Consider the following 14,101-nt stretch of genomic DNA (forward strand, 5'->3'; position numbering starts at 1 on the left):
CGGAAGGGTGCGGGATACCCTGCTTAAACCGCAACGGTGGTCCTGGCTGGTTCCGGAGAGGTCCGGGCAGACCGACCAGGACGATCACGTACCTGAGAGGAACCACGTGGCAGTGGCTTTCGACCCATCCGGGCGTCTTCCGGATCTGTTCACCAGCGCGGGAACGTCCTCCTTCTCCACGTTCCTGAGCCAGGCGGCGCCGGAGCTGCTGCCCGGACGACGGCCGCTGCCGCCCGGGATGGCCACGGACCTGACGCCGCACGCCACCACCATCATCGCCATCGCCGCCGCCGGTGGGGTCGTGCTGGCGGGTGATCGCCGGGCCACCATGGGCAACCTGATCGCCCAGCGAGACATCGAGAAGGTGTATCCGGCGGACGCGTACTCCCTGGTGGGTATGGCGGGTGCCGCCGGAATCGGGATCGAGCTGATCCGACTTTTCCAGGTCGAGCTGGAGCACTACGAGAAGATCGAGGGCGCGATGCTCTCGCTCGACGGTAAGGCCAACCGGTTGGCCGCGATGGTGCGGGGCAATCTCGGCGCGGCGATGCAGGGGCTCGCTGTGGTCCCGCTCTTCGCCGGGTTCGACCTGGCCGCAACGGACCCGGCGAAGGCCGGTCGGATCTTCAGCTTCGACGTGACCGGCGGTCCCTACGAGGAGACCGGTTACGACGCGGTGGGCTCCGGCTCGTTGTTCGCCAAGTCGGCGCTGAAGAAGCGGTTCCGGTACGGGCTCTCCGTTGACGATGCGGTGCGCCTGGCCGTGGAGGCCCTGTACGACGCGGCTGACGACGACACCGCGACCGGCGGGCCGGACCTGACCCGGCGGATCTATCCGGTGGTGATGTCCGCCACGGCCGAGGGCACACACCGACTCACCGAGGCGGAGACGGCGGCGATCGCCGAAAGTGTGGTCGCCGGCCGGATGGAGAATCCAGGCGGCTGAGCCCGCTACCCGACCCCCATCGACCAGCACAGCGCCGTAAGGAGAACTTCTGTCGTGGCCATGCAGTTCTACGCCTCGCCCGAGCAGATCATGCGCGACCGCTCCGAGCTGGCCCGCAAGGGCATCGCCCGCGGGCGCAGCGCGGTGGTCCTGAGTTACGTCGGCGGGGTGCTCTTCGTCGCGGAGAACCTCTCCAGCGCCCTGCACAAGGTCGGTGAGATCTACGATCGGATCGGCTTCGCCGCGGTGGGCCGATACAACGAGTTCGAGAACCTGCGGCGGGCGGGTGTGCGGATGGCTGACCTGAACGGTCTGAGCTACGACCGGCGGGATGTGACTGGGCGGGCGCTCGCCAACGCGTTCGCGCAGACGCTTGGGGCGATCTTCACCGAGCAGTCCAAGCCGTTTGAGGTGGAGATCTGTGTCGCCCAGGTCGGGACAACCGCGGCGGAGGACGAGCTGTACCGGTTGACCTACGACGGCTCTGTCAACGATGAGCCCGGCCGGATGGCGATGGGCGGTCAGACCGAGGCGATCGCTGGGGTGCTGAAGTCGAACCACCGTCCGGACATGTCGCTGGGCGACGCGGTCAAGGTGGCGGTACAGGCCCTGGGCAGCGTCGGCGGGGAGGGCGGGGCTGCCCGCACGATCGCGGCCGACCAGTTGGAGGTCGCCATCCTGGACCGTGGCCGGGCCGGGCGGACCTTCCGGCGGGTCACCGGCGCGGCGTTGACCGCCCTGCTCGACGATGGCGAGGCCGCGGCCGCATCGGCGGAAGTCTCGACCGAGGCGGCGGATTCGACCGAGGCGGCGCAACGTCGGGATTCCTAGGCCCGCCAGGGCCACGGATGCGGCCGTTCACGCCTCGATCAGCGGCTCCCACCAGGCCCGGCTCTCCCGGTACCAGTCGATGGTGGCGGCCAAACCCTGATCGAAGTCGACGGTGGGTTCCCAGCCGAGATCGCGCTTTGTCGCGGTGGTGTCGAGGGCGTACCGGCGGTCGTGGCCCTTTCGGTCGGTTACCGGTGTCACCCGATCCCAACCGACGTTGAATGTCGTGAGCAGCGCGCCGGTCAGTGCCCGGTTGGTCAGGGCAGTGCCCCCGCCGAGGTGGTACACCATTCCGGCCCGGCCGTCCCGCTGTGCCAGCGCGATGCCGCGGCAGTGGTCCTCCACGTGTAGCCAGTCCCGGATCTCACCGCCGTCACCGTACAGCGGCAGGTTGTGTCCATCGATAAGGTTGGTGACGAAGCGGGGGATCAGCTTCTCGGGGTGCTGAAAGGGACCATAGTTGTTGGCGCCCCGGGTAATGATCACGTCCAACCCGTGGGTGCGGTGGTAGGAGAGGGCGAGCAGGTCGGCGGCGGCTTTGCTGGCCGAGTACGGGGAACTCGGGTTCAGCGGCGCTGAGGGGGGCCATGAGCCCTGGTCGATGGAGCCGTACACCTCGTCGGTGGAGACGTGGAGAAACCGTCCGGTGCGGTGCCGCAGGGCGGCGTCGAGCAGGACAGCGGTGCCGTCCACGTTGGTGCTGACGAACGGGCTGGCGCTGTGGATGGAACGGTCCACGTGGGATTCTGCGGCGAAGTGGACGATGACGTCGTGTCCGGCGACGGTGGTGTCCACCAGCTTGACGTCGCGTACATCGCCGTGGACGACGTGTAGGCGGGGGTCGTCTCGGACGGGGGCGAGGCTGCCGTCGGTGCCGGCGTACGTGAACGAGTCGAGCACGGTTACCCGGTCTGGCCGGGGAACCGGTTCGGGGTCGCGGAGTAGCCGGCGCACATACGCTGAACCGATGAAGCCGGCCCCGCCGGTGACGAGGATCCTCACGGCTTGCACCGTACCTGGGGGTCGGGGCGGCGCGGGCGACAGTCGGCCGCGAGCCGGTGGGGACGGGTGTGGTGAGCACTGCCCAGATGTCGCCTTGTGCGGCTAGTGTCTCATCATGGAGCGGCGAATCTTCGGCCTCGAGACCGAGTACGGCGTCACCTGCACCTATCGTGGGCAGCGCCGGTTGTCCCCCGACGAGGTCGCGCGGTACCTGTTCCGGCGGGTGGTGTCGTGGGGCCGGTCGAGCAATGTCTTCCTGCGTAACGGCGCCCGGCTGTACCTGGATGTCGGCTCGCACCCGGAGTACGCGACACCGGAGTGCGACTCGGTGGCCGATCTGGTGGCGCACGACCGTGCCGGCGAGCGGATCCTGGAGGGGCTGCTCGTCGATGCGGAGAAGCGGTTGCACGATGAGGGCATCGCGGGTGAGATCTACCTGTTCAAGAACAACACCGATTCGGCCGGGAACTCGTACGGGTGTCACGAGAACTTCCTCGTCTCCCGGCACGGCGAGTTCGGCCGGTTGGCGGATGTATTGATCCCGTTCCTGGTCACCCGGCAGTTGATCTGTGGTGCGGGGAAGGTCCTCCAGACGCCGCGGGGGGCTGTCTACTGCCTGTCGCAGCGGGCCGAGCACATCTGGGAGGGGGTCTCGTCGGCGACCACCCGGAGCCGGCCGATCATCAACACCCGGGACGAGCCGCACGCGGACGCGGAGCGGTACCGCCGACTGCACGTGATCGTCGGCGACTCGAACATGAACGAGGTCACCACCCTGCTGAAGGTGGGCGCCGCGGACATCGTGCTTCGGATGATCGAGTCCGGGGTGGTGATACGGGACCTGACGCTGGAGAACCCGATCCGCGCGATCCGCGAGGTGTCGCACGACATCACTGGACGGCGGAAGGTCCGGCTGGCTTCCGGAAAGGAGATCAGCGCGCTGGAGGTCCAGCAGGAGTATCTGGCGAAGGCCACGGAGTTCGTCGAACGACGCGGCGGCGATCAGACGGCGAAGCGGGTGGTGGAGCTCTGGGGTCGGGTGCTGCGGGCGGTGGAGACCGGTGATCTGGAGCCGGTGGCCCGGGAGATCGACTGGGTGACCAAGCTACATCTGATCGAGCGGTATCAACGCAAGCATGAGCTGCCGTTGTCGCATCCGCGGGTGGCGCAGATGGATCTGGCCTACCACGACCTCCGTCGCGGCCGGGGTCTGTATGGCTTGCTGGAACGGCGGGGCCAGGTGGACCGGGCGGCGACCGACCCGGAGATCTTCGAGGCGAAGGAGACACCGCCGCAGACCACCCGCGCGCGGCTGCGGGGCGAGTTCATCCGGCACGCCCAGGAGAAGCGGCGGGACTTCACCGTTGACTGGGTGCACCTGAAGCTCAACGACCAGGCGCAGCGCACCGTGTTGTGCAAGGACCCCTTCCGGGCGTACGACGAGCGGGTGGAGCGGCTGATCGCCAGCATGTGAGCGGGACGGGCGCGGGTGAGCCTGCCCGGCGGTTGCCGGGTAGGCTGGCCAGGCCATGATGCCAAGTCACCCGGGCGGTTCCGGCTCCGAGAAGCAGAGCTGGACCGAGCGCCGCCGCCAGAAGATTCGTGCCGAGATCGAGCGAAACCGCCGCGGCGAGTACACGGTGCCCACCTGGGTGCTGGCGCTCGCCCTGGTCGCGATGGTGGTGGGTTTGGCCATCTTGTTGATCATGGCCTGAGCGGGGGTCAGCGGGCGAGCCGCGCGGCGTGCCGTCCGGCCGCGGCGGCGGCGAGGAAGTAGGCGTGGTCCGCATCCAGGCCGCGACCCATCGTCGACAGCGGCACCGGGCTGGCCCGCAGCGCGGCGTCGAGGCCGGTCACCGGTACCCGGCGCACCTGGTGCCGGGCGGTGAGCGGGGCCAGTGCCGTCTCGACCGCAGCGGCCAGCGCCGGCTCGAGTTGGTCGGGCACGACCAACTCAGCGGGGGCCAGGGCTACCCGGCCGTACGCGGTCAGGCTGTGGTGGGAGACGCCGTGGTGTCGGGGGCGGGGGTCCGCGGCGGAGATGCGGAGGGAGCCGACCGGCCGCCCACCCAGTGCAGCGATCGCGTTGACCGCCTCGCCGACGGCCACCCCGGAGAAGCCCCAACGGGTGCCGGTACCGAGGTTGCCGGGGCCCTGGGCGACGACGGCCAGGTCGGCGTGGAGCACATGCCGCGCGGCGAGCAGGCCGGAGTGTAGGGTGCTCGCCTCCAGGTCGCCGCCGAACGCCTGCCCCACGCTGATCGTGCCAACGAGGTGTCCGCGGAGCCCAGCAAGGGTGCGGGAGAACCACGCCGGCAGCGCGCCCCCATCGGTGAGCAGGTACGCCACCCGTGCGTCGGGTGCGTCGGCGCAGATCCCGGCGAGTACCGCCGGGAGAGCGGAGTGTAGGTCGGCGGTAACCACGGGCAGGCCGTCCAGGTCGTCGGCGTCGGCTAGGGCCGCCCGGTGCGGCGACGCCTCCTCGTCCACGCCGAGCAGGATCGGCTGTAGCGGGGTGTAGCGCGCTTTGACCAGGTGGCCGCCGGCCCGATTGTCCGCCGGTGCGGGCGGATCCGGTGGCAGCCGGTCCGGCAGGGCCACGACCAGGGCGTAGCCGCCGGTGCCGAGGCCCATCAGCAGGGCGCCGACGTTGAGCAGCACCCGATCGCCGACGCGTGGTTGACCCACCAACTCGGGGTAGGCGAGCGCGCGCATCGTCGAGTCGTCGGGGAGGGTGACGGCCAACTCGACCGCGCCGTTCCATTCCCGCCGGACCGCCGTTACCGTTCCCGACCGCCATCGCACCATGCGCGCGACGCTAGCGGTCGAGTCGGGTGGGCCCGACGTCCGGGGTGCCCTGGGCGGCGGGACCCCTCCGGTTGACCGGCCCCGGTGACCGACCGGGGCGAGACGCGCGGCGTGATAGGTACATTTGTTCGCCAGCGATGGCTGCTAGCGTCGTACCGTGTCGCGGACCCGTACCGAACGCCTGGTCAACCTGGTGATCTGTCTCCTGTCCACGCGACGGTTCCTGACCGCCGTGCAGATCGCCGCGACCGTGCCCGGCTACCAGCATGATCCGCACGACGTGCGGGACCACGAGGCGTTCCAACGCAAGTTTGAGCGGGACAAGGCCGAGCTGCGCGAGCTCGGTGTCCCGTTGGAGACCGGGACGGCCAGTGCCTTCGACCTCGAGCCGGGATATCGCATCGCCCGCCGGCAGTATGCGTTGCCCGAGATCCCGCTCGAGCCGGACGAGGCCGCGGCGGTTGGCATCGCCGCCCGGCTGTGGCAGCACGCTGGTCTGGCCGCCGCCGCGTCGTCCGGGTTGGCGAAGCTGCGCGCGGCCGGCGTCGACGTGGACCCACAGGCCACGCTCGGGCTGGAGCCGATGGTGACCGTGGATCCGGCCTTCGCGCCGCTGACCGCGGCGGCCCGGGACCGCCGCGAGGTGGCCTTCGACTATCGGGTGCCGGACCGGGACGAGCCGTCTGCCCGCCGGCTGCAGCCGTGGGGGGTGGTCTGCTGGCGGGGCCGGTGGTATGTGGTGGGGCACGACCTGGATCGGGCCGCGGCCCGCTGCTTCCGCCTCTCCCGGGTGGTGGGGGCGGTTCGGACGGTGGGCCCGTCGGGGGCGTATGAGCCGCCGGGCGAGGTGGACCTGATCAGCTATGTCGCTCGCTCGTCGGGTCGGGTGGAGCGTACCGGCCGCGCCCGGGTGCTCGTCGCGCCCAACCGGGCCGCCGGGTTGCGCCGGTGGGCGGTGGAGACGACCTCGGGAGCTACCGGTGACCAGCTCGTCCTGCCGTACGCGGATCCGGAGGCGCTCGCCGGTCAGCTCGTCGGCTACGGCCCGGACGTGCGGGTGCTCGACCCACCGGAGGTGCGGGAGGCGGTCATCCAGCGACTCAAGGAGATCGCCGCGCGCCACGACGTCGTTGCGGGGAGTGCCCGGTGACCGGGTCGGCCCGGCCCGGGTCCCGTACCTCTGCGGACCGGTTGGCCCGGCTGCTCAACCTGGTGCCCTTCCTGTTGGCCCGGCCCGGCATCGAGATCGCCGAGGCGGCGGGTGACCTTGGGGTGACCGAGCGGCAGCTGCGGGAGGACCTGGAGCTGCTCTGGGTCTGCGGGCTGCCGGGCTACGGCCCGGGGGACCTGATCGACATGGCCTTCGACGGGGACCGGGTGACGATCACCTACGACGCCGGCATTGATCGGCCGTTGCGGCTGACTCCCGACGAGGCCCTTGCGCTGGTCGTGGCGCTGCGGATGTTGGCGGAGACGCCGGGGGTGGCCAACCGGGAAGCGGTGGAGCGGGCTCTGGTCAAGATCGAGAATGCCGCGGGTGACGGGTTGGGCACCCCGGTCGCGGTACGGCTGCCGGCGGACAACCACCGGGTGGCGGAGCTGCGGGCGGCGGTGGAGAGCGGCCGGGCGTTGCGGATCACCTACTACTCGGTGGCCCGGGACGAGACGATCGAGCGGACCGTCGACCCCCTGCGAATGCTCGTCATCGGCGGCCGGGCGTACCTGGAGGCATGGTGCCGCCGGGCGGAGGGGATGCGGATGTTCCGGGTCGACCGGATCGACGCGGTGACCCGGTTGGACGAGCCGGCGCGGGTGCCGGCGCAGGCGGTGCCGCACGACCTCACCGGCGGTGCCTTCCGGCCCACGGCGGATCTGCCGCTGGTCACCCTGCGGATCGGTCGGAGTGAGCGGTGGATCACCGAGTACTACCCGTGTGAGCGGGTCGAGCCAGGTGCGGGCGAGTGGTTGGTTTCGCTCCGGGTCACCGACCTGGGCTGGGCCCGCCGCTTCGTGCTGGGCCTGGGCCCGGAGGTCACCGTGGTGGCGCCGGCGGAGCTGGCCGCACAGGTGCATGGCGCAGCGACCGCAGCCCTTGCGGCGTACGCGACCCCGCCGCCGGGCGCGGTGGCCGGCCCGGCGACGGCATGGCAGGGCCAGTAGGCTGGGCGCCGTGGTGGTGTGGATCGTGGTCGCGCTGGTGCTGCTCCCGTTTGTGCTGCTCGGGCTGGCCGTGCGGCCGGTGTTGACCCGGCTGCGTCGGCTGCGGCGGGCCGCGGTGGCGTTGCAACGGCACGCGGACGAGGCCGCGGCGCTTCAGACGACCGCGGTGGCGCTGCAGGCGCGGGCCGAAGGGTTGCAGGAGCAGCTGGCGACCATCCAGCACCGGGCCGCAGCGGTCCGGTCCCGCCGCGGCGGGTAGCACCCGCGCCGTCCACGGCGGCCCGGATCGGGGCGAAGCGGCCTGTTGGGGACATCCGCGGTTGGCCTAGACTTCACCCAGCCGGCATGGTCCCGTAGCGCCCAGCGGGTGGCAACGCCGCCGGACGCACGTACGATGGCTGCGACACCACCTGCCCGACACCGAGAGACCGGAGCTTCCCATGGGTGCCCTAAGGCCATGGCACATCGCCGTACTCGTGGTCGTGCTGATCCTGCTCTTCGGCGCGAAGCGGCTCCCCGACGCGGCCCGCTCGCTGGGCCGTTCGCTGCGGATCATCAAGGCCGAGACGAAGAGCCTGCACGACGACGACCGTGACCTGGCCGAGAAGGCCGACGCCCAGGCCGGCCACCAGCCGCTGCCGCCGCAGGTGCAGCAGGGGCAGCCGTACCCCCAGCAGCCGACCTACCCGGCCCCGCCGCAGCAGCAGCCGGTCGTTGACCCGGTGCAGCGCACCCGCGACAACTGATCGAGGGGCCCCACCACCGTGGCCTTCGCCCTGCGTAAACGCGGCCCGAGCAGTTTCCAACGGGCCTCGGAAGGCTCGATGACGCTGGTCGAGCACGTCCGCGAGCTGCGCAACCGGCTGTTCAAGGCGTCGCTGGCGATCCTGGTCGGCTTCGGCGTCGGCCTCTGGCTCGCCGGGCCGGTGCGCGGCGTCTTGCAGCGGCCCTACTGCGAGCTACCCCAGGCGCAGACCACCGACGGCGCCTGCGACTTCGTGCAGCTCGGTCCCGCTGACCTGTTCCTGCTCAACCTCAAGATCGGTCTGTGGGTGGGGCTGATCCTCGCCGCACCGGTCTGGCTGTACCAGCTGTGGGCCTTCATCGCCCCCGGCCTGCACAAGCACGAGCGGCGCTACGCGTACGCCTTCACCGCGCTCGCGGCGCCGCTGTTCGCCGCCGGCGCGGTGCTGGCGTACTTCGTGACCGCCAAGGGCCTGGAGTTCCTGCTGCAGGTCTCCGGCCCCGAGATCAACACCACCCTCGACATCACCCGGTACATCTCGTTCGTCACCAACCTGATCCTGCTGTTCGGGGTGGCGTTCGAGTTCCCGCTGATCGTGTTGATGCTCAACTTCGTCGGCGTTGCCAGCGCGAAGCGGTTGTTGGGCTGGTGGCGGGTGGCGGTCTTCGTGTTCTTCGCCTTCGCGGCGGTGGTCACGCCCACGCCCGACCCGTTCGGGATGACCGCGTTGGCCTTGTGCCTCTGTGCCCTCTACTTCGCGGCCGTCGGTGTCGCGTTCCTCAACGACAAGCGTCGGGGCCGCGGCAAGGAGAGCTACGCCGGCCTCGCCGACGACGAGGCGTCGCCGCTGGCGGAGGGGAGTGACCCGATCGAGGCGAGCGTGCCGGTTGGGGCGCCGGACTCGGTCGCGGAGCCGGAGCCGGTCGCCAAACCCACGCCGGTCGAGCGCCGCTACGACGACATGACCTGACGCTGGTGCCCTGCCCGCCGGCGGCGTCGGGTGGGGGTGCGGGCCCGGTCCCGTCCCGGTACGGTGCACGCCGTGACCGCAGTCGATTTTACCGGTACCGGTCGTCCGGTGGCCGTCCTGGCCAACCCGAGCGCCGGCCGGGGGCGCCACCGCGGGCTGCTGCCCACTGTGGTGCAGCGACTGGCGGCCGGCGGTCATCCGGTGCGCGTGCTTGCGGCGGGGACTCCGGCGGAGGCTCAGGCGGCCTGTCGCGCGGCGGTGGCCGATGGCCCGGCGGCGCTGGTCGCGGTCGGCGGTGACGGGACCGCGCACCTGGCGCTACAGGCGGTGGCGGGCACTGCGGTGCCGTTCGCGGTGGTGCCGGCGGGGACCGGGAACGACTTCGCCGGTGACACCGGCTTCCCGGCCGACCCCCTCGCCGCGGCCGACGCGATCGCCGCCGCACTGCGGCACGGCCGCTCCCATCCGATCGACCTGGCCCGTACCACCGCGGCGGACGGCACGCAGCGGTGGTACGGGGCGGTGCTCGCCGCCGGCATCGACGCGATCATCAACGAGCGGGCCAACCGGATGCGGTGGCCCCGTGGCCCGCGCCGCTATGACCTGGCGATTCTGGTGGAGTTGGCCCGGCTGCGGCCCCGCCGTTACACGTTGCGCCTGGACGGGGTGACCCACGAGTTGGACGCCGTGTTGGTGGCGGTCGGCAACTGCGCCCGTTACGGCGGCGGGATGCGGATCTGCCCCGCCGCCGACCCGACCGACGGGCTGCTCGACGTCGTGGTCGGCGGGCGGTTCAACCGGCGGACGCTGCTGCGGATCAAACGCCGCATCTATCCGGGGACGCACGTTGACCACCCGCTGGTACGCAGCTTCCGGGCGCGGACGGTGGAGGTGGCCGCCACGGGCATCACCAGCTATGCGGACGGGGAGCCGGTGGCCGAACTGCCGGTGACGATCACCGCGGCCCCGGCGGCGGTGCGGCTGCTGCGTTGATCGCCGGTCAGCCCGGCACCGCCAGGTCCAGCACCGCGCCGAGCCCGTTCGGCCGGCCCGCCTCGCCGGGCGGGAGCACCAGCACCGCGCAGCCGGCCGCCACCGCGCCCGCGTCGGCGGGGGTGTCCCCAACCATGAGCACCCGTTCCGGGTCAACAGCCAGCGTCCCGCAGGCGTGCAGGAAGATACCCGGGTCGGGCTTACAGCGCCCCACCTCGTACGACAGCACGTACCCGTCCACCAGGTCGGCGAGCCCCCAGGCGGTAAAGAGCGGCCGGATGTCGAAGCCGATGTTGCTGACCACACCCACCCGTACCCCGGCGTCACGCAGCGCGGCCAGGGTGGGGGCGGTGTCCGGGTACGGGACCCACCCGTCGGGCACCAGCAACCGCTCGTAGAGCGCGTCGGCGAGCCCGTCGATCCCGGCGTCGATCGTCGCCGCGAGTCCGGTGTACGCGCCGCGGTGTGCATGCGAGTACAGGTCCCGGTCGGCCCAGAGTTCGGCCAGCGCGGGCGGGACCCGTTGGGGCAGTGGCCCCCCGGCCCGGCCGGCGGTGACCAGCCGGTCGGCGAGGGCGGTGGCGCGGATCCGCTCCAGCATGGTTCCACAGGTGGCAGCCGCCGCGGTCACCCAGGCGGTGGCCTCCTCCACCTGCGCGAGCGTCCCGTGGAAGTCGAAGAGCACCGCTTCCACGGGACGGCGGGATGCCGTCGGGGCAACAGCACGACCCGGGGCGGTTGTCTGAGCGGGTTCGGTACGGTCCGGCACGCCGTGCACCCTACCGATCGCCCCGGACGGCTCCGGACGGGATGGCCTCGTGGGCCGTACCGGCGCGGTACGCACTAATCTTGGTCCCATGTCGAGCCCCGCCGAGCGGTACGCCGCGGCCCGCCGCCGGGCCGCACAGGCCCCCCTGTCCCCGGCATTGGACGAGTTCGCCCTCGACCTCGGCGTCGACCTCGACGACTTTCAGCGGGAGGCGTGCCAGGCGTTGGAGCGCGGCAGCGGCGTCCTGGTCTGCGCCCCCACCGGCGCCGGCAAGACGGTCGTCGGCGAGTTCGCCGTCCACCTGGCGCTGCGGGGTGGGACCTCGGCTGACGTGGGGCGCCGCAAGTGCTTCTACACCACCCCGATCAAGGCGTTGTCGAATCAGAAGTACCACGATCTCGTTGACCGGCACGGCGCCGACCAGGTCGGGTTGCTCACCGGCGACAACGCCATCAACGGTGATGCGCCGGTGGTGGTGATGACCACCGAGGTACTGCGCAACATGCTCTACGCCGGCTCGGAGACGCTGCAGGGGCTGGCGTACGTGGTGATGGATGAGGTGCACTACCTCGCCGACCGGTTCCGCGGCGGCGTGTGGGAGGAGGTGATCATCCACCTGCCCGCCTCGGTCACGCTGGTGTCGCTGTCGGCGACGGTGTCCAACGCGGAGGAGTTCGCCGACTGGCTGGTCACCGTGCGCGGCGAGACCGAGGTCGTGGTCAGTGAGTACCGGCCGGTGCCGCTGTGGCAACACATGCTGGTTGGCCGGCGGATGTTCGACCTGTTCCACGACGCCGACGCCGCGCGCAAGCACGACGTGCATCCGGAGTTGCTGCGCTACACCCGGGACACGCTGCGCCGCCTCGAGTTGGGGGAGGGGCGCGGTGCAGGTCACGGGGGTCGGCGTGGGCCGCGCTGGCGGGGGCCGATGCGCCCGGACATCGTCGACCGGCTGGACCGCGAGGGGCTGCTGCCGGCGATCCTGTTCATCTTCAGCCGTGCCGGCTGCGACGCGGCGGTGCAGCAGTGTCTCGCCGCCGGGCTGCGGCTCACCGGTCCGGAGGAGCGGGCCGAGATCCGTCGGGTGGTGGAGAGCCGGATCACCACGATCCCGGGCGAGGACCTGTCGGTGCTCGGCTACTGGGACTGGCTGGACGGGTTGGAGCGGGGCCTCGCCGCACACCACGCCGGCATGCTGCCGGCGTTCAAGGAGGTCGTCGAGGAGTTGTTCGTCCGCGGGCTGGTGAAGGCGGTGTTCGCCACCGAGACCCTCGCGCTGGGCATCAACATGCCGGCTCGCTGCGTGGTGTTGGAACGCCTGGTCAAGTACAACGGCGAGGCGCACGTGGACCTGACGCCCGGCGAGTACACGCAGCTCACCGGCCGCGCCGGCCGCCGTGGCATCGACGTGGAGGGGCACGCGGTGGTGGTCTGGTCCCCGGAGACCGACCCGCGGCACGTGGCCGGCCTGGCATCCACCCGTACCTACCCGCTGCGGTCGAGTTTCCGGCCGTCGTACAACATGGCCGTCAACCTGGTCGGCAGCGTGGGCGCGGAGCCGGCCCGGGCGTTGCTGGAATCCTCGTTCGCGCAGTTCCAGGCGGACCGGTCGGTGGTCGGGCTGGCGCGGCAGGTCCAGCGCAACACCGAGACGGTCCAGGCATACGGCGTGGAGGCAGCCTGCCAGCACGGTGACTTCGACGCCTACTTCGCGATCCGGGTGGCGATCGCCGACCGGGAGCGGGAGTTGGCCCGGCAGGGGCAGAGCCAGCGGAAGGCGGCGGCGATCGTCTCGCTGGAGCGGCTGCGGGTCGGTGACGTGATCCGGGTGCCGTCCGGCCGGCGCGCTGGCCTTGCGGTGGTGCTGGACCCGGCGGCCGCCGGCTTCGGGGAGCCCCGTCCGTTGGTGCTGACCCAGGACCGCTGGGCGGGCCGGGTGGGCCCGGGTGACTTCACCACCCCAGCGGAGGTACTCACCCGGATTCGGGTGCCCAAACACTTCAACCACCGCTCCCCGGCCGCGCGCCGGGACCTGGCCGCCGCGGTCAGCGGCACCGGGCTGAACCGGCTCGGCAGCCGGCGGGGTGGCCGGTCGCGGCGCGGTGGTGGGGAGGACGACCGGCTGGTGCAGCTCCGCGCCGAGCTGCGCCGCCACCCGTGCCACGCCTGCCCGGAACGGGAGGAGCATGCCCGCTGGGCGGAGCGTCGCCGCCGGCTGGAGAAGGACACCGAGGAGCTGCGGCAGCGGGTGACCGGCCGGACCGGTTCCCTGGCCCGCACCTTCGACCGGATCGTGGCGCTGTTGACGGCCCGTGGCTACCTGGCCGTCGACGGGGGCGTTACCGACGCCGGTCGGATGTTGAGCCGGATCTGGACGGAGGCGGACCTGCTGGTCGCCGAGTGCCTACGTCGTGGCGTGTGGAATGGGCTCAGCCCGGCCGAGTTGGCGGCGGCGGTGTCGGTGGTGGTCTTCGAGGCACGCCGGGACGTTGACGAGCGCGCGTCGCTGCCGCGGGGCGCGGTGGCGACGGCGGTTGACGAGACGTTGAAGCTGTGGGGGGAGATCGAAGCCGACGAGGCGGCACAGGGGCTGACCGTGACCCGGGAGCCGGATCTCGGCTTCGCCTGGCCGGTCTACCGCTGGGCCCGTGGGGAGCCACTCGCGAAGGTCCTCGTCAGCGGCCACATCGACGGCGAGATGCCGGCCGGCGACTTCGTCCGCTGGGCCCGGCAGGTGGTGGACCTGCTCGGCCAGTTGGCCGAATCCGGCGGTGCCTCTTCCGAGCTGCGCAGCACCGCGCGGCAGGCCATCGTCGCGGTGAACCGCGGGGTGCTCTCCTACCAGGCCACCGCCTGACGGGTCACCTCCCGTCCGGC

The 14,101-nt window shown here is 71.6% G+C and carries 14 protein-coding genes; 11 read left to right on the forward strand and 3 right to left on the reverse strand.

From position 1 onward, the window contains the following. The first annotated feature begins 106 nt into the window (after positions 1-106). Entirely contained in the window at positions 107-946 is an 840-nt protein-coding gene (gene prcB, locus T398_RS17090; protein ID WP_496448132.1) for a proteasome subunit beta, read from the forward strand. A 54-nt stretch (positions 947-1,000) separates the two neighbouring features. Then, on the forward strand, positions 1,001-1,777 hold the full coding sequence (gene prcA / locus T398_RS17095; RefSeq protein ID WP_496448133.1) for a proteasome subunit alpha: 777 nt from the start codon (positions 1,001-1,003) through the stop codon (positions 1,775-1,777). A gap of 27 nt (positions 1,778-1,804) precedes the next feature. Here the strand turns inward: prcA and rfbB are convergent, their stop codons facing one another. Then, on the reverse strand, positions 1,805-2,779 hold the full coding sequence (rfbB, locus tag T398_RS17100) for a dTDP-glucose 4,6-dehydratase (protein WP_496448134.1): 975 nt from the start codon (positions 2,777-2,779) through the stop codon (positions 1,805-1,807). A gap of 115 nt (positions 2,780-2,894) precedes the next feature. Here rfbB and pafA point away from each other — a divergent pair, with 115 nt between their 5' ends. Both pafA and T398_RS17110 read left to right on the forward strand, forming a co-directional pair. After that, complete coding sequence (pafA, locus tag T398_RS17105; protein ID WP_496448135.1) at positions 2,895-4,253, forward strand: Pup--protein ligase; 1,359 nt, start codon at positions 2,895-2,897, stop codon at positions 4,251-4,253. Between the two features lie 55 nt (positions 4,254-4,308). Further along, positions 4,309-4,494: a hypothetical protein gene (locus T398_RS17110; protein WP_496448136.1), complete on the forward strand. Its 186-nt coding sequence runs from the start codon at positions 4,309-4,311 to the stop codon at positions 4,492-4,494. 7 nt (positions 4,495-4,501) lie between these two features. Here the strand turns inward: T398_RS17110 and T398_RS17115 are convergent, their stop codons facing one another. After that, entirely contained in the window at positions 4,502-5,587 is a 1,086-nt protein-coding gene (locus T398_RS17115) for a DUF3866 family protein (protein WP_496448137.1), read from the reverse strand. A 157-nt stretch (positions 5,588-5,744) separates the two neighbouring features. Between T398_RS17115 and T398_RS17120 the strand changes: the two genes are divergently transcribed. From T398_RS17120 to T398_RS17145, 6 genes are all read left to right on the forward strand, one after another. After that, entirely contained in the window at positions 5,745-6,737 is a 993-nt protein-coding gene (locus tag T398_RS17120; protein WP_496448139.1) for a helix-turn-helix transcriptional regulator, read from the forward strand. Then, positions 6,734-7,747, forward strand: a complete 1,014-nt coding sequence (locus tag T398_RS17125; protein WP_496448140.1) for a helix-turn-helix transcriptional regulator — start codon at positions 6,734-6,736, stop codon at positions 7,745-7,747. Before T398_RS17120 ends, T398_RS17125 begins: the two co-directional genes overlap by 4 nt. A gap of 10 nt (positions 7,748-7,757) precedes the next feature. Further along, positions 7,758-8,006 (forward strand): hypothetical protein, encoded by a 249-nt coding sequence (locus T398_RS17130; protein WP_496448141.1) that lies wholly within the window; start codon positions 7,758-7,760, stop codon positions 8,004-8,006. A gap of 181 nt (positions 8,007-8,187) precedes the next feature. Then, entirely contained in the window at positions 8,188-8,493 is a 306-nt protein-coding gene (gene tatA, locus T398_RS17135; protein ID WP_018215406.1) for a Sec-independent protein translocase subunit TatA, read from the forward strand. Between the two features lie 18 nt (positions 8,494-8,511). Then, entirely contained in the window at positions 8,512-9,462 is a 951-nt protein-coding gene (gene tatC, locus T398_RS17140) for a twin-arginine translocase subunit TatC (RefSeq protein ID WP_496448143.1), read from the forward strand. Positions 9,463-9,534: 72 nt separating this feature from the next. Next, positions 9,535-10,455: a diacylglycerol kinase family protein gene (locus tag T398_RS17145; protein WP_496448145.1), complete on the forward strand. Its 921-nt coding sequence runs from the start codon at positions 9,535-9,537 to the stop codon at positions 10,453-10,455. Positions 10,456-10,462: 7 nt separating this feature from the next. Here T398_RS17145 and T398_RS17150 read toward each other — a convergent pair whose 3' ends face one another. After that, complete coding sequence (locus T398_RS17150; protein ID WP_496448146.1) at positions 10,463-11,224, reverse strand: HAD family hydrolase; 762 nt, start codon at positions 11,222-11,224, stop codon at positions 10,463-10,465. Between the two features lie 88 nt (positions 11,225-11,312). Here T398_RS17150 and T398_RS17155 point away from each other — a divergent pair, with 88 nt between their 5' ends. Continuing rightward, on the forward strand, positions 11,313-14,081 hold the full coding sequence (locus T398_RS17155; RefSeq protein WP_496448147.1) for a DEAD/DEAH box helicase: 2,769 nt from the start codon (positions 11,313-11,315) through the stop codon (positions 14,079-14,081). Positions 14,082-14,101: the final 20 nt, after the last annotated feature.

This window comes from Salinispora goodfellowii, from assembly GCF_059570675.1.